The organism is Actinoplanes nipponensis (assembly GCF_016862275.1).
In the GTDB taxonomy this organism is placed as follows: Bacteria; Actinomycetota; Actinomycetes; order Mycobacteriales; family Micromonosporaceae; genus Actinoplanes; species Actinoplanes nipponensis.
The window spans coordinates 174,419-193,918 of record NZ_BOMQ01000026.1 but is presented as its reverse complement, the minus strand read 5'-3'; the positions used below and the strand labels follow the sequence as shown (position 1 = coordinate 193,918).

Sequence of the window (19,500 nt, the reverse complement as noted above, 5' to 3'; positions counted from 1 at the left end):
CGGCCGCGTTGGTGCCGCACACCCGGGCCGCGACCTCGCGCAGCTCGATCAGGTCGCGGCGGCTGGCCACCAGCGCGGTGGTGCGCTTGACGCCGTCGACGTCGACCACCGGTCCGGTGCCGCAGCCGAAGTTCAGCTTCGGGTCACGGGCCGTGCGCGGCGGCACGCCGTCGGGCAGCGCGGTGAACTCCGCGACCCCGACCGGCAGCGAGCGGTAGACGTTGCGGTACGGGTCGAACGAGCGGGCCGGCACGGCGTCGGCGATCAGCAGGGTGATCTCGTCGGTGCGCATCGGCCGGTCGAACAGCAGCGTGCCGCCCTCGTCGAGGAAGCCGGTGCGGACGTCGTCGTCGCCGAGCACGGTGACCTGCCAGGGCCGCGCCGCGGCGGTGGCGGCGGGCAGCCGCAGCCGCACCCCCGAGATGGCGCGGGCGCTCGGCCAGGTCAGCCGCAGCCACGGGTGCTTGTCCTCGTCGGCGGCGTGCCAGGCGGTGCCGGCGTCGCCGTCGACCACCGCGCCGGGCCGGGCGGCCGGCTCCGGGATGCCGATGCTGGAGGCGGTCACCACGGGCGTGATGCCGCCGGTGGTCACGGCGGCGCCGCCGGCGTCGAGCAGCGCGTTGAGGGCCGCGCCGGGCCGGGGCCGGGCCCGCACCGCGAGCTGGTACGAGGCGGCGACCGGCACCGTGGCGGTGCGGTCGATCAGGGCGCCGTCCTCGGAGCCGCGGGCCAGGTCGCCGGAGCAGGCCGCCGCGCCGGCGTCGAAGTAGCACGCGGGCACCGGCGGCGCCGCCGAGAACACCAGGCCCGGGGCCCGTCCGGTCACCGGTGACGGGGGCACGACCAGGGTGCGCTGGGCGCTCACGCCGGGGATGACCAGTTCGGCGATGCCGACGCCGCCGAAGCCGTACCGCACGTCCAGGACCTCGTCGACGGCGATGCGGATCCGGTCGCTGGGCCGGGCGCCGGCCAGCGGCACGGTGACGGTGGTGCCGTCGACGGCGTACCCGACCGGCTTGTTGCGCCCGGCCCACACGCTGATCCGCGTCGGCACCGAGTCGGCGCCCAGGTCGAAGGTCATGGTGACCTGCCGGACCACCCGCGGGTACGGCAGCCGCACCTCGAGCCACTGCCCGGTGGCGATCGTGCCGGGCGCCGAGCGCCACGAGGTGCTCAGGTCGCCGTCCAGCGCGGCGTACGGCTGGTACGCCGGCCGCGCCCCGGACAGCGGCTGCGCGTCGGCGAACGAGCTGGCCGCGGTCACCGACTGGATGCCGGTGTAGCGGGCCGTGGTCTGCAGCTCGTCGCCCCAGGCCGGCAGGTAGTCGCGGGCCGGCTCCCCCAGCCGCGGCTGCTCGGCCGCCGTCATGGTGGCCGAGGCGCTGTCGTGGGCCAGCCCGAAGGCGACCTCCCGGCGCCGCATGCCGTCGGTGACCAGCACCGGGCCGTCCGGCAGGCCCCGCGGCCGGTCGCCGGCCAGCACCGTGGGCCCGGCCGGCAACGCGCCGGCGGCGGCCGCGGCGAGCACCGACTCCGGCCCGCCGACCACGGTGGTCAACGCGCTGGCGTCGTACGCGGCCACCGGCTGCACCGTCCGCTTGACCTCCCAGACCTCCAGCGCCCGCACCGAGGGGTTGAGCCCGTTGTCGACGAACGTCCCGGGCAGCGACCCGCCACCGACGTACGGGCCGAAGCCGGTGACCGGGCTGAGCCCGACCGAGCGCAGCAGCGCCTGCCGCACGATCATCGGCTGGGTGGCGCCGGAGCGGCCGTAGTCCAGGTCGGCGCGCAGCAGCAGGTAGCGCACCCCGGAGCGGCTCAGCAGCTCGGCCAGCCCGGCGGAGCCCGCCCCGGTGGACAGCACGCCGTCGATCGCGTCGAGCAGCCGGATGGTCGCCGGCGGGGTCAGCGGGATCGAGCTGCGCACGCCCCAGCGGCTGTTGAGCAGCGGCTGGGTGATCTCGTCGCTGGGGCTGCCCCACAGGTAGCGCGGGAACCGCGAGGCCGGCACCACCAGCACGTGCTCCTGCTCGAGGTGGTCGTCGAGCCAGGCGGACGCCTCGCGCCAGTAGCCGGGCACGCTGTGGAAGCTGCCCTGCGCGGCGAGCCCGCCGGTCAGCGCCGGGGTGGCCACCGCGGCCACCGCGGCCAGGGCGACCCCGGTGACCGCGCCGGCGCGCAGCCGGGCGGGCCGGCGGGCCTCGGCCGAGCCGGCCGCCGCCCCGGCCGCGCGCAGCACCAGGCCGATCAGGTGGGCCAGGCCCAGGGCCAGCGGCAGGCGCAGCACCACGTCGAACTTGTGCACGTTGCGCAGGGGCGCCCCGGCCTGGTCGAGGAACGCCCGCTGGGACTCGGCCAGCAGCCCGCTGACCGCGCCGACGTGGCCCAGCCCGACCAGGGCCAGCCCGGCCAGCAGCCCGGTGATCAGGAACCAGCGGTGCGGCAGGCCGCGGCGGGCCAGCCCGGCCAGGCCCAGCCCGGCGACCACCAGGGTGGCGACCACCAGCGGCCGCTCGGTGGCCAGCCGCCAGCCCGCCGTCCACGGCGGCCCGAACGACCCGCCCAGGTAGGCGTGCCAGTGCGAGGCGCCGCGCAGCACGGTGACCAGGTCGGTCGGCGCGGTGGTCACGTCCGCGGTCTCGATGTAGTCCAGGAACGGCGGGCTGTAGCGGCCCAGCACCAGCAGCGGCACCACCCACCAGGCGGTGGCGCAGCCGACCGCGACACCCCAGGCCAGCAGGGCGCGGACCCGGAGCCGGGCCGGGTGCAGCCCAAGCAGCCAGATCGCGGCGAGCGGCACGACGGCCAGCACGGCGGTGGCGTTGACCCCGCCGGCGCACGCGACGACCAGAGCGGAGCGGGTCACCGCCCGGCGGATCGGCGCGCCGTCGCGCAGCCCGATCAGCGGCACCAGGACCCACGGCGCGAGCGCGGTCGGCCAGGCCTCGACCGAGATCGGGCCGAGCTCGGTGAGGATCCGCGGCGACAGGGCGAACGCGACGCCGGCGATGATCCGGGCCCACGGCGTGCCGATGCCGAGCTTCTCGGCCAGCTTGACCACACCGGTGAAGGCCACCGTCAGCAGCAGCGCCCACCACAGCCGCTGGATCACCCAGGCCGGGATGGCCAGCAGCTTGCCGGCCAGGAAGAACGAGCCCATCGGCCAGAGGTAGCCGTACGCCTGATTCTGCAGCTGGCCGAAGGTGCCGGCCGGGTCCCAGACGTGCAGCGCGCGGGCCAGCCAGCCGGCCGGGTCGACGGCCAGGTCGACCTTGGTGTCGATCGCGATCAGCCCCGGGTCCTGCAGGAAGGCCAGGGCGGCCAGGCCGAGGCAGACCGCCAGCAGGCGCAGCCGCCAGACCGCCCGGGGCACGCCGTCCACCGTGCCGGGCTCCGCGGTCGAGTTCACAGCCGGGCGCATGTTGCTCCTGTTCCACCATTGCGGAGTCGCCGGAGGACCCCATAGTGTGACGCGACCGCGAATGCTACTCGCGAGTAGGGGTGAGGGTGGACACATTGGCCGACGTTCTCGAACACGTACTTTTCCTCAACTGGCGCGACACCAGGAACCCCCATGGTGGCGGCTCCGAGGTGTACGTCGAGCGGATCGCCGGCGAGCTGGTCCGGCGCGGACACCGCGTCACCCTGCTCTGCGCGGCGCACTCGGAGGGTCCGGCCGAAGAGGTTACCCAGGCCGGCGTGCGGGTGCTGCGGCGCGGTGGCCGGCACACGGTCTACCTGCACGCGGCGCTGGCCTACCTGCTGGGCTGCCTCGGCTTCGGGCCGCTGAGCCGCCGGCACGGCGGCCGGCCGAACCTGATCGTCGACGTCGGCAACGGGCTGCCCTTCCTGTCCCCGCTGTGGGCCTTCTGCCCGGTCATCGCGCTCGTGCACCATGTGCACCGGGAGCAGTGGCCGGTCGTGCTCACCCCGCGGCTGGCCCGGATCGGCTGGTGGATCGAGTCGCAGCTGGCGCCGCGCGTCTACCGCCGGTGCCGCTACGTCACCGTCTCGGCGGCCACCCGCGACGAGCTCGCGGTGCTGGGCGTCGACCCGGAGCGGGTGACCATCATCCACAACGGCACCCCGGACATGAGCACCGGTCCGGTGGCCCGCACCGCCGAGCCCTCGCTGGTGGTGCTGGGCCGGCTGGTGCCGCACAAGCAGGTCGAGGTGGCGCTGCACGCGGTCGCCGCGCTGCGCGGCGAGCTGCCCGGGCTGTCGCTGGTGGTCGCCGGTCAGGGCTGGTGGGAGACCGAGCTGCGCGAGCACGCCGCCCGGCTGGGCATCGCCGAGCGGGTGCGCTTCGCGGGCTTCGTCACCGACCAGGACAAGCGCACGCTGATGAGCGAGGCCTGGGTGGCGCTGACCCCGTCGCTGAAGGAGGGCTGGGGCCTGACCATCGTGGAGGCCGGCGCGGCCGGCACCCCCACGGTCGCGTTCCGCGGCGCCGGCGGGGTCGAGGAGTCCCTGGTGGACCAGCGGACCGGGCTGCTCGCCGACGACCAGGACGACTTCACCGCCAAGGTGCGGCTGCTGCTGACCGATGACACCCTCCGGCTGGCGATGGGCGCCGCGGCGCGCGCGCACGCGGCGCAGTTCACCTGGCCCGCGGCGGGTGAGAAGTTCGCGGCCCTCATCGCGAGGGCCGCGAACCGGACGACGGCCGCGGAGCCGCCGGTGAAGCAGAACTACCTGGTGCCGTAGACGCCCGGAGCGGCGTCGGCGCCCTTGACGGAACTGGCCGCCTCGGACGGCGAACCGGTCAGCGAGGAGGCCAACGCCACCGTGCCGAGGACACCGAGGGTCAGGGCGACCGCACCGGCAAGGACCAGCGGGAGGACTCTGCGCATCTTTCGACTTCCTTCTCATGAGCGACGTGCGCGGCACGTTACCACCTAGTAACTTGTTTGCGAAGACCCGTTCTCGTAGAGCTGGAGGTCGGCGCCGGCATGCACCAGCCGCAAGCCGGTCAGCGCACCCGCCGGGAGCTGCGCGGAACCCGCCACCCGCTGCACGACCACCCAGCGCACCCCCAGCGCGGCCAGCGGCCGGCCGGCCGCCAGGGCCTGCCGGACCGCCTCGGCCCGGCGGTCCTCGCCCCGCACCACCCGGTCGCCGACGATCAGCCGGTCGTCGACCAGCACGTCGGCGTCGACGTAGCGGGGCAGCGGATCCAGCACGGTCCGACCGGCGTTCCACGGGTAGGTGCGGTAGGCGGCGAACGGCAGCGAGACCACCGGGCCCGGCGCGGCCGCGATCCGCTCGGCGACCACGGCGAAGTCCGCCGGGTAGGACACCGGCCGCAGCCGGCCCACGGCCCCGCCGGCCAGGTCGGGCATCAGCACGACCGGCAGCAGCAGCGCCCCGACCAGGACCGGGCGCCGGCCGAGCCGTTCGGCGCCGAGCGCGGCGCCCAGGGCCAGCAGCAACGCGTACGGCATGAGGAACTTGTGCCCGTCGCGCAGCACCCCGGCCCCCGGCACCTGCGCCACCAGCCACCGCAACGCGTCGTCCCCGCCGGGCAGCACGGCGACCGCGGCCAGCAGGAAACCCACCGCGGCCAGGACCGCCAGCCGGGGCGCCAGTTCGGGACGCCGCTCGCGCAGCAGCCGCCAGCCGTAGCCGGCGAGGGCCAGCACCAGCAGCGTGCCCAGCGCGGCCAGCGGCGACTCCCGGCTGGGCAGGGTCGCCCGGGCGTTCCAGATGCCGCCGGTGCCGGCCAGGGCGCCCAGCGGTCCCGTCCAGTCCGTGCCGCGGGCCGCGAACGCCGCCACCCCGGCCGGGTCGCTGCGCGCGTCCGCCCCGCTCAGCAGCCCGGCCAGCACCCAGGGCAGGTTGAGCAACGCCAGCCCGCCGGCCGCCGCGGCGGCCGCGGCCCGTCCCGTCCGCCGGCCGGCCGTCAGCACCACCACGGTCACCAGCGCGATCAGCCCACCGGTCGGCGTCACCGCGGCCAGCGCCCCGAAACCGAGCACCGGGAGCAGGGCGCGGCGGTCACCGGCGCGCAGCCGCAGCGCCCCGGAGACCAGCCAGGGCAGCGCCCCGTAGGCCAGCAGCAGCCCCCACTGGCCGATCAGCAGCCGCTCGGCCAGGTACGGCGTCCACGCGTAGCCGACCGCGGCGATCAGCCGGGGCAGCAGCCGCCCCGTCGGCACCAGGCGGCCCGCCCCGAGCGCGGCGAGCAGCACCACGGCCACCAGCACCACCCGCTGCACCAGCCAGCCCGGCGCGACGGTGGCCGACAGCGAGACCAGCGCGTCCAGCGGCACCGCGCGCGGCAGCGTCCCGGACGGCCAGATCAGTTCGGCCCGCAGCGGCTGGCGGGGCACGAAGACCATGTCGTAGACGAGCACGTACCCTGGCGCGGCCAGCGGCGCGAGCACGGCCAGGGTCACGGCCACGGCGGTCAGCGGCAGGGCCAGCCGGTCCCGCACGCTCGCCCCCTCGAAGATCCGCCCTTTACGTGGCGCCACGATACGCAACTACCGGACGGGATGGCAGCATGACCAGTCGCGAGGGCATCGGCGTGGCGGGGATCGCGGTCACCGCGGCGGGCGTGCTGGCCAACCTGCTCGCCTACGTCGTGCCGGTGCTCGGCGCCCGCCTGCTGACCTCGGCCGACCTGAGCGCCCTGGCCACCCTGCTGGCGATGACCGCGATCGCCGGCGTGGCCAGCACCGGCCTGCAGATCGCGGTGGCCGTGCACCGCGCCCGCTACGGCCCGTCGCCGGCCACCCGGTCCGCCGTGCTGACCGTGGCGGTCACCGCCGGAGCGCTGCTGGTGGCGCTGCCGCTGGCGGTGCTGGTGCTGCGGCTGCCGGCCATGGCCACCGTGCTCGCCGGCGTCTCCACCGTCGGCGTGGTGGCCGCCGGCCGCTGGCTCGGCGAGATGCAGGGCGACCAGCGTTTCCTGCCGCTCGCCGCCGGGCTGGCCGTGCTGGCCGGCGGCCGGTACGGCGGCGTGGTGGCCGGCCTGGCCCTCGGCGCCGGGCTGACCGGGGCGCTGCTGATCGGCGCGGCCACCGCGATCCTGGTGCTGCCGGTGCTGCACGTGCTGGCCCGCCGGCCCGGGGTGGTGGCCGGCGGCTCGCCGCTGGCGGCCCGGTCGGTGCTGACCGCGGGCGGGGCGACGCTGGCGATGCTGGTGGTCTCGTACGCCGACCTGCTGCTGGCCCGCCGGTTCCTGCCGTTCGACGCCTCGGGCGCGTACGCGGTCGGCACCGTGCTGACCAAGGGCGCGCTGTGGGCGCCGCAGGTGGTCACCGTGCTGGCGCTGCCGCGGCTGGCCCAGGGCAACACCCGTACGCTGCGGCTCGCCCTGATCCTGGTCGGCGCCAGCGGGCTCGCGCTGACCGCGGCCGCCGCGGCCGGCGGCGGGCTGGCGTTCCGGCTGGCCGGCGGCCCGGACTACGCCGGCCTGGGCCGTTACGCCCCGGTCTTCGCCGCCACCGGCGCCCTCTACGGGGTCGTCTTCGTCCTGATCAACGCCCAGGTCGCCGCGCACGCCCCGTGGCCCTCGGCGCCACTGTGGATGGTGACCGCGGTCTTCGTGGCCGCCGCCTGGCTGGTGCTGCCGCACACCCTGCCCGGCATCGCGTTCGGCGCGCTCGGCGCCGCCGCCCTCGCCCTCGCCGTCTCGGCCGTCCTGGTGGGACGGCGGATGGGCCGGGCGGTTCACGAGCACCGGCCGGACCGTGGCACAGTATCGATCGAATAGCCCAGGGGGCGGGGGTCCGGTGGTGCGCGTCATGTCGCGGTGGTTGCTCGGTGGCTGGGCCGCCCTGCTGTTGCTCGTCGTCACCGCGGCGGCCGGCCCCGCGGCCGTGCCGGCCGCCTCCGGCGGATTCTCGGCCAAGGCCCTGACCACGCTGTTCCGCCAGTACGGCGACACCTCCGGGCAGTGGCTCGGCGCCGACCGCACCGCCTCGGTCCGCCTGCCCGACGGGCGGACGCTGTGGCTGTTCTCCGACACCTTCCTGGGCCGGCCGGCCGCGGACGGCTCCCGCCCGGCGTCCGCGCCGCTGGTGCACAACTCGGCGATCGTCCAGGACGGCCGGACGCTGGGCCGCACCGTGCACGGCGGCACCGAGCAGGCGCCGTACTCGCTGGTCCCCACCGACCGCGACGACGAGTTCCACTGGGTCGGCGACGCCGCCGTCTCCGGCGGCGACGTGCAGGTGCTGGTCAACCGGTACGGCCTCACCGGCACCGGGCCGCTGGACCACAAGCTGCTGGGCACCGCCCTGGCCACCTTCGACCTGCCCGGGTTGCGGGCCGGACGGGTCGAGCCCCTGCCGCTGGGCAACCGGGTCTCCTGGGGCTCCGAGGTGCTGCCGGCCGGCCGGCACACCTACGTGTACGGCACCGAGGCCGCCGGCAGCATGAAGTTCGCGCACCTGGCCCGGGTGGCCGGCACCGACCTGCGCCGGCCGTGGGAGTTCTGGACCGGCTCCGGCTGGTCGGCCCGGGTGACCGACTCCGCCCGCGTGCTCAGCGGCGTCGGCACCAACTACGGGGTGCGCCGCGTCGGCGACCGGTACGTGCTGGTCACCCACGAGAACAACCTGATGTTCAGCGCCGACTTCGTGGCGTACACCGCCGACTCGCCCACCGGGCCGTTCGACGGTCCGCACTACCTGTTCCGCGCCCCCGAGACCGACGCCGGGCACATCGTCTACGACGCCGACCTGCACACCGAGCTGGCCCGGCCGGGCAAGCTGCTGATCTCCTACAACGTCAACAACCTGGACGAGCGGGTGGCGTACGCCGACGCGAGCATCTACCGGCCGCGCTTCGTGGAGGTCGACTGGCCGCCACGCACCCGGTCCCGCAAGGCGCCCCGCCCGCCGAGCGGGCTGACCGCCGCCGCGGAGGGCGCGGGCAACGCCGGGCTGGCCTGGCAGCCGCCGCCGGGCGACAACCCGACCTACCGGGTGTACCGCCGCGACACCACCGCCGGGCAGACCCACTTCGTCCGGCTGCCCGGCGACGGCCCCGGCGCGGCCCGCACCTTCCGGTCCGACTTCCTGGTCAACGGGCACAGGTACGAGTTCGCGGTGACCGCGGTCAACAAGCACGGCGAGAGCGCGCTGTCGAACGTGGCCACCATGACCGCCACCGTGCCGCCACCGCCCGCGCCGACCGGCGTCCGGGCCGAGACCGACGCCACCGGCGAGGTCACCGCGCGCTGGTCCACGATCCCGTTCGTCCAGCTCTTCAAGGTCTTCCACCGCGACGTGACCGGCGGGGCGGAACGGGCCACCCCGGCGGGCGCCTTCCCCGGCACCAGCGCCACCATCGGCCCGCTGCGCAGCGGGCGCACCTACGACATCACCGTCGTCGCGGTCGGCGGCGGCGGCGAGAGCAAGCCGTCCCCGCCGGCCCGGGTGCGGGTACGGGTGGCGCCGCCCGCCGCTCCCCCGGCGGCGCCCACCGCGACCGCCCGCCCGGACGGCACGGTCGACCTGACCTGGCCGCAGGTCGCGCCGAAGCTGGCGTACCGGGTGCACAGCCGGGACGTGACGGCCGGCGAGACCCGGCTGGGCCGCCCCGCCCTGGCCACCGGCACGAGCTACCGCGCGCGCCTGCTCAAGCACGGCCACGAGTACGAGTTCGCCGTCGCGGCCCTCAACGACGGCGGCGAGGGGCCGCTGTCGGAGCGGGTCCGGGTGCGGGCCCGGGTCGCCACGCCCACGGCCGTCCCCGCCGACCTGCGCGCCGAGATCAAGGACGGCCTGGTGGAGCTGCGGTGGACGTCGCCGGAGCGCTGGCACTGGGTGTTCCGGCGGGACGTGACCGCGGGCGAGCGCACCTTCACCCGCGACGACATCCCGGTCGAGGGCGCCCGGAGCACCCTGCGCGGGCTGCGCGACGGCCACGAGTACGAGCTGCGGGTGGCCGCGTTCAGCCCCGGCGGGGTGGGGCCGCAGTCGCCGCCGCTGACGGTGACCATGCCGTCGGCCGTACCGGTGGATCTGTGGGCCGTGAGCACCGGCCCGGGCGCCGTGCGGGTCACCTGGCGCGAGACCAGGCCGGGGCAGTCGTACCGGGTGCAGGTGCGCGACGTGACCGCCGGCGAGTCGTGGCGCACCGACCCGTACCCGGTCACCGGCAACCGCTTCGACACGGTGCTGCTCACCGCGGGCCACCGCTACGAGTTCCGGGTGCTCACCCCGGCCGGCGACGCCTCGGCGGCAGCCTCCGTCACGGTGTCCTAGGAACTACGCCTCCGCGGCGGGAACGGGGGCCATCCGCGGCGGGCGGTTCTCGTACGGGGTGCTCAGCACAACAGTCGTGCGGGTCGTCACGTTGGCCGCCGTGCGGATCTCCTGGAGCAGACGCTCGAGGTCGGCCGGGCTGGCCACCCGCACCAGCAGCAGGTAGAAGTCCTCGCCGGCCACCGAGTAGCACGAGTCGATCTCGGCCAGGTGGGCCAGCCGTTCCGGCGCGTCGTCGGGCTGCGACGGGTCGAACGGGCGGATCGCCACGAACGCGGTCAGCGGCAGCTCCAGCGCCTCGTACGACACCTTCGCCGTGTACCCGCTGATGACGCCGCGCTGCTCGAGCCGGCGTACCCGCTGGTGCACCGCCGACACGCTCAGCCCGACCCGCTCGGCGAGATCGGTGTAGGACAGCCGGCCGTCCACGGTGAGGGCGCCCACGATCGCCCGGTCGATCTCTTCCACGGCGACAAGATACCGGTCGGGGCGCCGCCGTAACGAACCCGTTTCAGCCGCGGGTCAGCGACCGGCTGATGACCAGGCGCTGGATCTGGTTGGTGCCCTCGACGATCTGCAGCACCTTGGCCTCGCGGAACCAGCGCTCCACCGGATGGTCGCTGACGTAGCCGGCCCCGCCCAGCACCTGGATGGCGTCGGTCGTCACCCGCATGGCCGCGTCCGTGGCGAACAGCTTGGCCTTGGCCGCCTCCACCGAGAACGGGCGCCCCGCGTCCTTGAGCCGCGCGGCGTGCAGCAGCAGCGCCCGGGCCGCCGACACCTGCGTGGCCATGTCGGCCAGCAGGAAGCCGACGCCCTGGAACTCGCCGATCGCCCGGCCGAACTGGGTGCGCTCGCGGGCGTACCCGGCCGCGTAGTCGACCGCGGCCTGGGCCAGGCCGACCGCGCAGGCGGCGATGCCCAGCCGGCCGGCGTCCAGCGCCTGCATGGCGATGCGGAAGCCCGCGCCCTCCTCGCCGACCAGGCGGTCGAGCGGCACCCGGGCGCCGTCGAAGACGATCTGGGCCGGCGGCGACGAGCGCAGGCCCATCGTGCGCTCCGGCGCCTGCGGCAGGATCCCGGGCGTGTCGGCGTCGGCCAGCACGCACGAGATGCCGGACGGGCCGGGGCCGCCGGTGCGGCAGAAGACGTTGTAGAAGTCGGCCTGGCCACCGTGGGTGATCCAGGCCTTGGTGCCGCTCAGCACCCAGTCCTCGCCGTCGCGCCGGGCCCGGGTGGTCAGGGCGGCGGCATCGGAGCCGCCCTGCGGCTCGGACAGGCAGTACGCGCCCAGCAGGTCGCCGCCGAGCAGGTCGGGCAGCGACTTGCGCTGGCGCTCGCTGCCGTACGCCCACACCGGGTAGCAGGACAGCGTGTGCACGCTGACCGCCTCGGCGACGGCCAGCCAGGACCCGGCCAGGATCTCCAGGACCTGCAGATAGACCTCGTAGGGCTGGCCCGCCCCGCCGTCGGCCTCCGGGTAGGGCAGCCCGAACAGCCCGGCCCGGCCCACCGTGCGCAGCACGTCGCGGGGGAACAGACCCTCCGCCTCGTGCCGCGCGACCCGGGGCGCGAGCTCGCCGGCGGCGATCTCCCGGGTCAGGCCCAGCAACTCGTACGCCTCGTCCGTTGGCAGGATCCGCTCGACCGTCACCCCGCAAGCTTAACGGTCGTTAGGCTCAGCGTCAGCCCCGACCCCGGACCGGCGGCCGGATCCCGCGGATTGTCGGTGGGTGCCACTAGGTTGGTCCCGTGACCGAGCGACCTCTGCTGGCGGTGGACGCCCCCAGCCTGTATTTCCGCGCGTTCCACGGCATCCCCGAGTCCGCGGCCCGCACCACCGCCGGCGAGCCGGTGAACGCGGTCCGCGGGTTCCTGGACATGCTGGCCCAGCTCATCCGCACCCGGCGGCCCGACCGGATGGTGTGCGCCCTGGACGCCGACTGGCGCCCGGCGTGGCGGGTCGCGCTGGTGCCGTCGTACAAGCGGCACCGCGTCGCCCACGGCGACGTCGAGGAGGTGCCGGCGGCCCTGGAGAAACAGGTCCCGGTCCTGCTCGAGGTGCTGCACGCGGTCGGCATCCCGGCCTTCGGCGTCGCCGGCTACGAGGCCGACGACGTGCTCGGCACCCTCGCCGCCACCCAGCCCGCGCCGGTCGAGGTGGTCTCCGGCGACCGCGACCTCTACCAGCTCGTCGACGACACCCGCGGCACCCGGCTGCTGTACTGCGGCCGCGGCGTGGCCAAGCTGGAGGACAGCGACGAGGCCGCGGTCCAGGCCAAGTACGGCGTCCCGGCCCGCTGGTACGCCGACTTCGCGGCGCTGCGCGGCGACCCGAGCGACGGCCTGCCCGGCGTCCCCGGCGTCGGCGAGAAGACCGCCGCCCGGCTGGTCACCCGCTACGGCGGCATCGAGCAGATCCTGGCCGCGCTGGACGACCGGGACGCGGGCTTCGCGCCCGGGCTGCGCACCAAGCTGGACGCGGCCCGGGACTACCTGGCGGCGGCGCTGCCGGTGTGCAAGGTGGCCCTGGACGTGCGGCTGCCCGGGTTCGACGCGGCGCTGCCGGCGTCGCCGCGGGATGCGGAGGCGTTGCTGGCGCTGGCGGAGCGGTGGAATCTGGCGGGGTCGGCGCGGCGGCTGGTGGACGCGCTGGCGGGCTGAGCCGGTGGTCCGGGCGGCTCACCTGCCGGGGACCAGCCTGCCGGGGTGCGGCCTGCCGGGGTGCGGCCTGCCGGGGTGCGGCCTGCCGGGGTGCGGCCCGCCGGGGTGCGGCCCGCCGGGGGTGCGGCCCGCCGGGGGTGCAGCCGTGTCCTGCCGGCCATCGGGCCGGGACTGGACGGCGACGAGCGGTCAAGGGCGGCGCGGGCGGCCAGGTCTCGCCGTTGGTGGCGCCGGTTGACGCAGTGGTACCCCGCCTTTCGCCGCCGGCGAACCTGCTCGTCGGAGCCGGGTGAGTGTCCGCGCGGGCTCCGGCCGCCCGGCGGGCAGCTGATCAGCGCGCTTCCGGAATCGGAGGGACGATGCCCGCCGGCGGGCCGGACTGTCGCGGCGGTCGGCAGCGGTCTGAATCTTGATGCGCGGCCCGCGCCGTGGGTGACCCGGCGCTTCACCATCGGGCCCCGATCGGGCGATACCCCGGCCGGCACCTGTGAGGGCGCCGAGCCGCCCGCGGCCTCGCCCGGAAGGCTCGACCGCTGCGCGCCGTGTGCGATGGCCGGGACCGGCGAGGGAACCCGGCGGCGGGCTACTCGGCCGGGTGCTGTCCCGCGCGCCGGCGCACCAGCAGATATCCCGCCCCGCCGGCGACCACCAGCGCAACCAGCACCCAGATCCACCAGGTGGACGACCCCTCATCGGTCTCCGCCACCGATTCGGCCTGGACGGTGGCCGGCACCTCCGCGGCCTGGGGCGAAGACGCGGCCGGAGCAGCCGCGGAACTCGGGGCCGCCGGCGCCGCGCTCGACGGGGCCGGCGCGGCGGCCGGTCCGGGCTTCAAGGTGATCAGCGGGGCGGGCTGCTCCGGCTCCTCCGCGCCCTGCTCCTGGATCTCGATCCACCGGGCGACCTCACCGTCGGCGTACGTCTCCAGCGTCTTGAACGACAGCCGGGTCTCGCCGTCGGGCAGCTTCGCGATCCTGACCTTCCACTCCGCGTCCGTGCCCGAGGGCAGCGCCTTGCCGCCGACCGTGAAGCCGTCCGCGGTCGCCTGGAACGACCATCCGGGCGGCGCCTTGACCAGCGTCACGTCGGCCGGGGCGATGCCCGCGGGCAGGACCACCCGTTCGCTGCGGATGCCGGACGGGTTCTCGGCCTCGCCGTGGAACGTCAGCGTCACGTTGGTGGACCCGGCGCGGGTCTTGTCGGCGCTCACCTCGACGTGCGCCGCCGCGGGCGCGGCCAGGGCCAGCACCCCCAGCCCCGTGAGCACGCCGACCGTCGTCAACCGGAACCTGTTACGCACGCCGGGAACCACCTTCGCGGAAGCGGGAAGAAAGTCGATCGGAGGCACAGTCGCTCGCCGGCGCCGAAAAGTTCCCGTGATCTCACGCCAGCACGGGCAGCAGCTCGGTCAGGGCGTCGACGGTGTGGGTGGCGGTCAGGGACGCCGGCAGGCAGCGGCCGGCGCGGCGGACGAAGGCCGTGGCGATGCCCAGCGCGGCCGCCCCGGCGATGTCGGCCGCCGGGGAGTCACCGACGTGGAGCACCTCGGCGGCGGTCACGCCCAGCCGGCGCAGCGCCATCCGGAACGGCTCCGGGCGCGGCTTGTACGCCCGGGCGTCCTCGCTCGTCACCACGGCCTCCACCGTGATGCCGTGGTGGTCCAGCAGCGCGTGCAGGCTGTCGCGGTCGGCGTCGGAGACCAGGCACACCGGCACGGTGCGGGCCGCCAGGAAGGGCCGGGCATCGGCGTACAGGGGCGGGTGACCGCCGGGCCGCGGTGGCGGGACGGCGCCGGGGACGCCGAAGAGGGCCGCCGTCCGGGCGAGGCTGCTGACGGTGAGGTCGGCCAGGGTGCGGAAGGCGGCGCCGTGGGCGGCGTCGGCCATCGCCCAGATCCGCTCGTCCCAGTCCCTGGCGACGACGGCCGGGTCCGCCGCGGAGCGACCCGCGATCAGCGACGCGGCCCGCGCGGCCCAGGCGTCGTCGTCGCGGACGAGGGTGCCGTAGACGTCGAGGAGCACGGCCCGGTACACGCGGCCGATCCTAGGTCAGGTCAGGTCAGGTCAGGGCAGGTGCGGGCTGCGGTGCGGCGGCGGCCCCGCGCAGCGCCCGGGCCAGCAGCGGGCCGACGACGCCGAGCGTGGCCGCGACGCCCAGGCCCGAGATCAGCAGCAGGCCGCGGCCGCCCACGGCGGTCAGCAGCGCGGCGCCGGCCGCGTACGCGATCAGCTCCGCCGCGTACGGGAACATGTAGACGGTGCCGAAGACCGTGCCCAGGCGGTCGGCCGGCACGTGCCGCTGGATCAGGGTGTCCGCGGCGACGTTGTGCCAGCCCGCTCCCGCGCCGGCCAGCGCCTGACCGGCGAACGCCAGCAGCAGCACGGAACTCGCCCCGGTCAGCAGCGTGCCCACGCTCAGCGCGGCGAACGCCGCGTACAGGACCAGGTCCATCCGGGCCCGGGCGACCAGCAGCGGGCCCAGGACCATGCCGGCGCCGTACAGGGAGCCGAGCAGGCCGATCTGCGCGGCGCTCGCCTCCAGGCCGGCCCGGGCGAACGGGACCAGCGCCACGTTGTCCAGCGCGGCGAACGCCACCATCACCAGGAAACCCGTCGCCACCGCGCGGACCACCGGGTTGCCGTGCACCGTCGTCAGGCCCTCGCGCAGGATGACCCCGAACGGGCGCGCCCCGGCCGACGCCGGACTTGACAGCGTCCGCAGGCCGGCGACCAGGCTCGCCGAGACCACGAAGGTCGCCGCGTTCAGCAGCAGCGTCGGCGCCAGGCCCAGCCCGGCCAGCAGCAGGCCGCCGAGCGCCGGGCCGGCCGCGAAGCCCAGGTTCACGCCGACCGCGAGCTGGGCGTTGGCCGTACCCAGGCGGTCGGGCGCGACCAGCCGCGGGAGCAGGCTGCGGCCCGCGGGGGTGAACGCGGTCGCGGCCGTCGCCGCGGCGGCGACCAGCGCGAGCAGGACCGGCACCGGCGGGGCGAGCACCGCGATGGCCACGTACAGCAGGGCCTGGGCGACGTCGCAGACGACGATGATGCGGCGCTGGTCGAAGCGGTCGGCGAGCGCGCCGAGCGCCGGGCCGAGCAGCCGCGGCGCCGTGCCGGCGATGAGCAGCAGCCCCAGCGCGGCGCCGCCGTGACGGTCGAAGACCGCGATCAGCAGCGCGGTGCGGGCGATCTGGTCGCCGGCGTACGACACCAGCCGCGCCGCCCAGTAGCGGCCGAAATCCGGCTGGGTGAGCAGCAGAGAAAGCGCCATCAGAGCCCCCCGTGGCTTGGCGTTCCCCGAATGATGCGCCGATTCCGGGCCGCCGTCCACTGTCGGTTGCCGAACAGTTCTCAGGCATTCCCTCCCCGCGCCGTCGTGCGTAAAGTCGCCGCCAAGCCGAAGGACGCAAGTGTCCTTTCACGAGGGGAGCTGCCATGCACACCACCGCCACCACCACCGCCACCACCACCGCCTGGGCTGGTCCGACGGTCTGGGCCGGACCGAGCCGCTGGGCCGGCCCGACGGTCTGGGCGGGGCCGACCCGCTGACCCGGAACGCCATTCGACACCACCGGGAATAACGTTCGCGACGGCCACCGGAGGTCTGCCGGTGGCCGTCGCGAACAATGACGTCCCGCGCCGGCGTTGCGGTATTCCGCAATCGGCTTGCGGTATTCCGCAACCGACCGGCGCCCGGTTGTCCGACGCGCTCCGGCACGACCACCCGGCGGCCGGGCGGCTATCCGACGCGCTCCGGCTCCCGGTCCGCGACCTCGCCGGCCCGGCGGGACGCGCGGCGGTCGGAGACCACGTCGGACAGCGCCGCCGCCAGGGCCACCACCACCAGGCCGATGGTCACCAGCAGGGCCGTGCGCAGCGCCGAGCCCCAGTCGTTGCCGCTCGCGGCGAGCCGGTTGAAGAAGACCGCGCCGACCACGGCGATGCCCACCGCCGTACCGATGCGCTGGCCGGTCTGCAGCACCGCGCCGGCGCTGCCGGCCCGCTCGACCGGCACCTCGGCCAGCGTCAGGGTCTGGTTCGGACTGATCACCAGGCCGCTGCCCAGGCCGGCGACCAGCAGCGGCAGCGCCGCCGCCCAGCCGCCGCCGGAGCCCGGGACCAGCTGCAGCGCCAGCACGGTGCCGGCCAGGCCGACCGCGACCAGGGCCAGGCCCACGGCCACCAGCGGCCGGCCGTAGCGGTTCACGATGCGGCCACCGAGCGCCGCGGCGCCGGCCGAGCCGAGCGCGAACGGGGTGATCGCCAGGCCGGCCAGCAGGGCGCTGTAGCGCAGGCCGTTCTGCAGGTAGAGCGTGTAGATGAAGAACAGCGTGGTGAAGCCGGCGAAGTACAGCAGGCCGATCAGCGCGCCCAGGCCGTACGAGCGGACCCGGAACAGGTGCAGCTCGATCAGCGGGGTGGCGTGCCGGGCGTGCCGGCGTTCCCAGGCCAGGAAGCCGGCCAGCACGGCCAGCCCGGCCACCAGCAGCAGCCACTTGCCCGGGCCCGGCCACGCCCGTTCCTGGACCAGCGGCAGCAGGACCAGCAGCACGCCCAGGCCGAGCAGGGCCACGCCGACCGGGTCCAGGCTCTCCCGCTCGCGCTGGTCCTCGCGCCGGGCCGGGAGCCACTTGGCGCCCAGCAGGATGGCCGCCGCGCCGATCGGCACGTTGATGAAGAAGATCCAGCGCCAGCCGGACTCGGCGCCGAACACCTGGATGAGCAGGCCGCCCAGCAGCGGGCCGACCGCGGTGGAGATGCCGATGGTGGCGCCGAGCAGGCCGAACGGGCGGCCGCGCTCGGCCGGCCGGAACAGCTGCTGGATCAGGCCGGAGACCTGCGGGTTGACCACGCCGGCGGCGGCACCCTGGACCAGGCGGGCCACGATCAGCCACAGGGCGCTGGTGGCCAGCCCGGCCGCGGCGCTGGACAGGGTGAAGACGGCCAGGCCGGCGATGAAGACGCTGCGCCGGCCGCGGGCGTCGCCGAAGCGGCCCGCCGGCACCAGCAGCAGCCCGAAGGTCAGCGCGTAACCGGACAGCACCCACTGCAGCCCGCCGGGGCTCAGGTCGAGGTCGGCCCGGATGGACGGCAGCGCGACGTTGACGATGCTGACGTCGAGCAGGGTCATGAAGCCGGCCACCAGGGCGACGGACATCGCCTTCCAGCGGTTGGCGTCGGAGGCGTTCGTGGTCACCGTGCGCCAGTGCCCGGCCGGTGCGGCAGCAAACGTGGGCGTGATCAGGCGTACGGGACTGCCACGTCACACATCAGGTCGTCCGGGGCGCCGTGGTCGAGGTCGGCGGGGTAGGCGTACACCTCCCGCGGTGGCGCGGCGACGGTCATCCCCCGCGCGCGGACCCAGCGGCGGGCCGCGTCGTAGACGGAGAGGATCTGCGGCGCCTCGAAGTGCCCGCGGATCACCGGGATGTACGCCTCCCGGTGCGCCGGTTCCCGGCGGACGGCGACCGTGGCCGGGTCGACGGCGCCCGCCGGGACCGGCACGCACACCTCGACCGGCCCGTCGCCGTCCTCGCCGACCTCGCCGTGGAACACCACGAACCGGGGCCCGGCCGGCCCGCCGTGCCGCCGGGCGACCTCGGTGAGCCGGGCCGCCGCCTCCCGGGTCCAGCCCAGCCCGGCGGAGGTGACGTACCGCTGCTCGGTCAGCACCAGCTGCTCGGGCACCTCGCGGGTGGCCACCGGCCAGTCCCCGGCCGGGGCGACGGCCTCCCCGGCGAGGCTGCGGACCAGGCGGTCGGCGAGGTCGCGCTGGGCCGCCAGCCGCCGCTCCACGTCCGTCCAGTAGCGGGCCAGCCGGGCGCCGGCGTCCGCGCCGCCGGCGTCGAGGATCGCGGCGATCTGCGTCAGCGGCATGTCGAGGCGGCGCAGCAGCACGATCAGGCGGGCGGCGTAGAGCTGGTGCTCGGCGTAGCGCCGGTAGCCGGTGCCCGGGTGCACCTCGGCGGGGCGCAGCAGGCCGCTGCGGTCGTACAGGCGCAGCGCCTTGACCGACAGCCGCGAGCGGCGGGCGAACTCGCCGGTGGTGAGCAGCCCGGAGAGCCGCTCAGCCACGGGCGGCCACCGGGAAGGCGACGTCGAAGACCGGGTCCTGCGCCCCCGCGGCGGGGAAGTCGGTCCAGTACGTCTCCCGGGGCGCCGCCGCGACCACCAGGCCCTGCTCGCCGATCCACTTCTCGATGCCCTCGTAGACGCCGCCGAGCGCGCCGGTGACCACCTGCTCCTTGGTGACCCGCAGGTACGCCTCGCGGTGGGCGGGGACGGTGCGGGTCGCGGCGCCGGCGTCGGCGATCGGCGCGCAGACCTCGACCGGGGTCGGGCCCTCGTGCGGGTCGCCCTCGTAGATCACCACGAAGACCGGCTGGTCGGCGCCGGCCCGGTCCAGGTACGGCCACGAGCTCGTGCCGAGCAGCCCGCCGGCGGCGGTGGCGGCCGCGGCCATCCGGGCCATCGCGCCGGGCAGCCACGCCTCGAGGGCGGCCTGGTCGACGCGGCGCTGCTCGCTGACGACGTGCTGTGCGGGCACGTCACGGGTGCGGATCTCCATCGCTTTCTCCTGATCGTCGGACCGGAACCCCGGGGGCAGGCGTCCAGCGTGC

At 75.9% G+C, this 19,500-nt stretch carries 14 protein-coding genes and 1 pseudogene; 4 read left to right on the top strand and 11 right to left on the bottom strand.

The genetic code is table 11. The features are described from left to right. Nucleotides 1–220 precede the first annotated feature (220 nt). Nucleotides 221–3,421, bottom strand: a pseudogene (locus Ani05nite_RS42350) (alpha-(1->3)-arabinofuranosyltransferase); the annotation flags it as partial. An 86-nt stretch (nt 3,422–3,507) separates the two neighbouring features. On the opposite strand from Ani05nite_RS42350, the gene Ani05nite_RS10795 reads away from it, so the two are divergent. Then, complete coding sequence (locus Ani05nite_RS10795; RefSeq protein WP_203767315.1) at nt 3,508–4,707, top strand: glycosyltransferase family 4 protein; 1,200 nt, start codon at nt 3,508–3,510, stop codon at nt 4,705–4,707. Here Ani05nite_RS10795 and Ani05nite_RS10790 read toward each other — a convergent pair. Together Ani05nite_RS10790 and Ani05nite_RS10785 are read right to left on the bottom strand one after the other, a co-directional pair. Further along, nucleotides 4,692–4,853, bottom strand: a complete 162-nt coding sequence (locus Ani05nite_RS10790; protein ID WP_203767313.1) for a hypothetical protein — start codon at nt 4,851–4,853, stop codon at nt 4,692–4,694. The genes Ani05nite_RS10795 and Ani05nite_RS10790 overlap by 16 nt on opposite strands. 45 nt (nt 4,854–4,898) lie before the next feature. Beyond that, nucleotides 4,899–6,476, bottom strand: a complete 1,578-nt coding sequence (locus Ani05nite_RS10785) for an MmpA family trehalose lipid delivery protein (RefSeq protein WP_203767311.1) — start codon at nt 6,474–6,476, stop codon at nt 4,899–4,901. 29 nt (nt 6,477–6,505) lie between these two features. Here Ani05nite_RS10785 and Ani05nite_RS10780 point away from each other — a divergent pair, with 29 nt between their 5' ends. Further along, complete coding sequence (locus Ani05nite_RS10780) at nt 6,506–7,720, top strand: MATE family efflux transporter (RefSeq protein ID WP_203767309.1); 1,215 nt, start codon at nt 6,506–6,508, stop codon at nt 7,718–7,720. 31 nt (nt 7,721–7,751) lie between these two features. Beyond that, the gene (locus Ani05nite_RS10775; protein ID WP_203767308.1) at nt 7,752–10,220 is read left to right on the top strand and encodes a DUF5005 domain-containing protein; all 2,469 of its coding nucleotides are present in this window, start codon (nt 7,752–7,754) and stop codon (nt 10,218–10,220) included. Between the two features lie 3 nt (nt 10,221–10,223). Here the strand turns inward: Ani05nite_RS10775 and Ani05nite_RS10770 are convergent, their stop codons facing one another. Next, a complete protein-coding gene (locus Ani05nite_RS10770; RefSeq protein WP_203767307.1) occupies nt 10,224–10,688 on the bottom strand; it encodes an Lrp/AsnC family transcriptional regulator in 465 nt (154 codons plus the stop codon). A gap of 43 nt (nt 10,689–10,731) precedes the next feature. Then, complete coding sequence (locus tag Ani05nite_RS10765) at nt 10,732–11,874, bottom strand: acyl-CoA dehydrogenase family protein (protein WP_203767306.1); 1,143 nt, start codon at nt 11,872–11,874, stop codon at nt 10,732–10,734. Between the two features lie 98 nt (nt 11,875–11,972). On the opposite strand from Ani05nite_RS10765, the gene Ani05nite_RS10760 reads away from it, so the two are divergent. Next, nucleotides 11,973–12,884, top strand: coding sequence for a 5'-3' exonuclease (locus Ani05nite_RS10760; RefSeq protein ID WP_239129648.1), 912 nt, complete (start codon nt 11,973–11,975; stop codon nt 12,882–12,884). A 583-nt stretch (nt 12,885–13,467) separates the two neighbouring features. On the opposite strand, the gene Ani05nite_RS10755 is transcribed toward Ani05nite_RS10760, so the two are convergent. The 6 genes from Ani05nite_RS10755 to Ani05nite_RS10730 all read right to left on the bottom strand — a co-directional run bounded on the left by Ani05nite_RS10755 (nt 13,468) and on the right by Ani05nite_RS10730 (nt 19,448). After that, nucleotides 13,468–14,184, bottom strand: a complete 717-nt coding sequence (locus Ani05nite_RS10755) for a DUF1775 domain-containing protein (protein ID WP_239129641.1) — start codon at nt 14,182–14,184, stop codon at nt 13,468–13,470. An 82-nt stretch (nt 14,185–14,266) separates the two neighbouring features. After that, complete coding sequence (locus tag Ani05nite_RS10750; RefSeq protein ID WP_203767305.1) at nt 14,267–14,917, bottom strand: HAD family hydrolase; 651 nt, start codon at nt 14,915–14,917, stop codon at nt 14,267–14,269. A 25-nt stretch (nt 14,918–14,942) separates the two neighbouring features. Next, on the bottom strand, nt 14,943–16,151 hold the full coding sequence (locus tag Ani05nite_RS10745) for an MFS transporter (protein WP_203767304.1): 1,209 nt from the start codon (nt 16,149–16,151) through the stop codon (nt 14,943–14,945). 468 nt (nt 16,152–16,619) lie between these two features. Continuing rightward, nucleotides 16,620–18,122: an MFS transporter gene (locus Ani05nite_RS10740; RefSeq protein WP_203767811.1), complete on the bottom strand. Its 1,503-nt coding sequence runs from the start codon at nt 18,120–18,122 to the stop codon at nt 16,620–16,622. Continuing rightward, the gene (locus Ani05nite_RS10735) at nt 18,122–18,955 is read right to left on the bottom strand and encodes a MerR family transcriptional regulator (RefSeq protein ID WP_203767303.1); all 834 of its coding nucleotides are present in this window, start codon (nt 18,953–18,955) and stop codon (nt 18,122–18,124) included. Before Ani05nite_RS10735 ends, Ani05nite_RS10740 begins: the two co-directional genes overlap by 1 nt. Then, on the bottom strand, nt 18,948–19,448 hold the full coding sequence (locus Ani05nite_RS10730; RefSeq protein WP_203767301.1) for a GyrI-like domain-containing protein: 501 nt from the start codon (nt 19,446–19,448) through the stop codon (nt 18,948–18,950). The genes Ani05nite_RS10735 and Ani05nite_RS10730 overlap by 8 nt, the downstream gene beginning before the upstream one ends. Between the last annotated feature and the right edge of the window lie 52 nt (nt 19,449–19,500).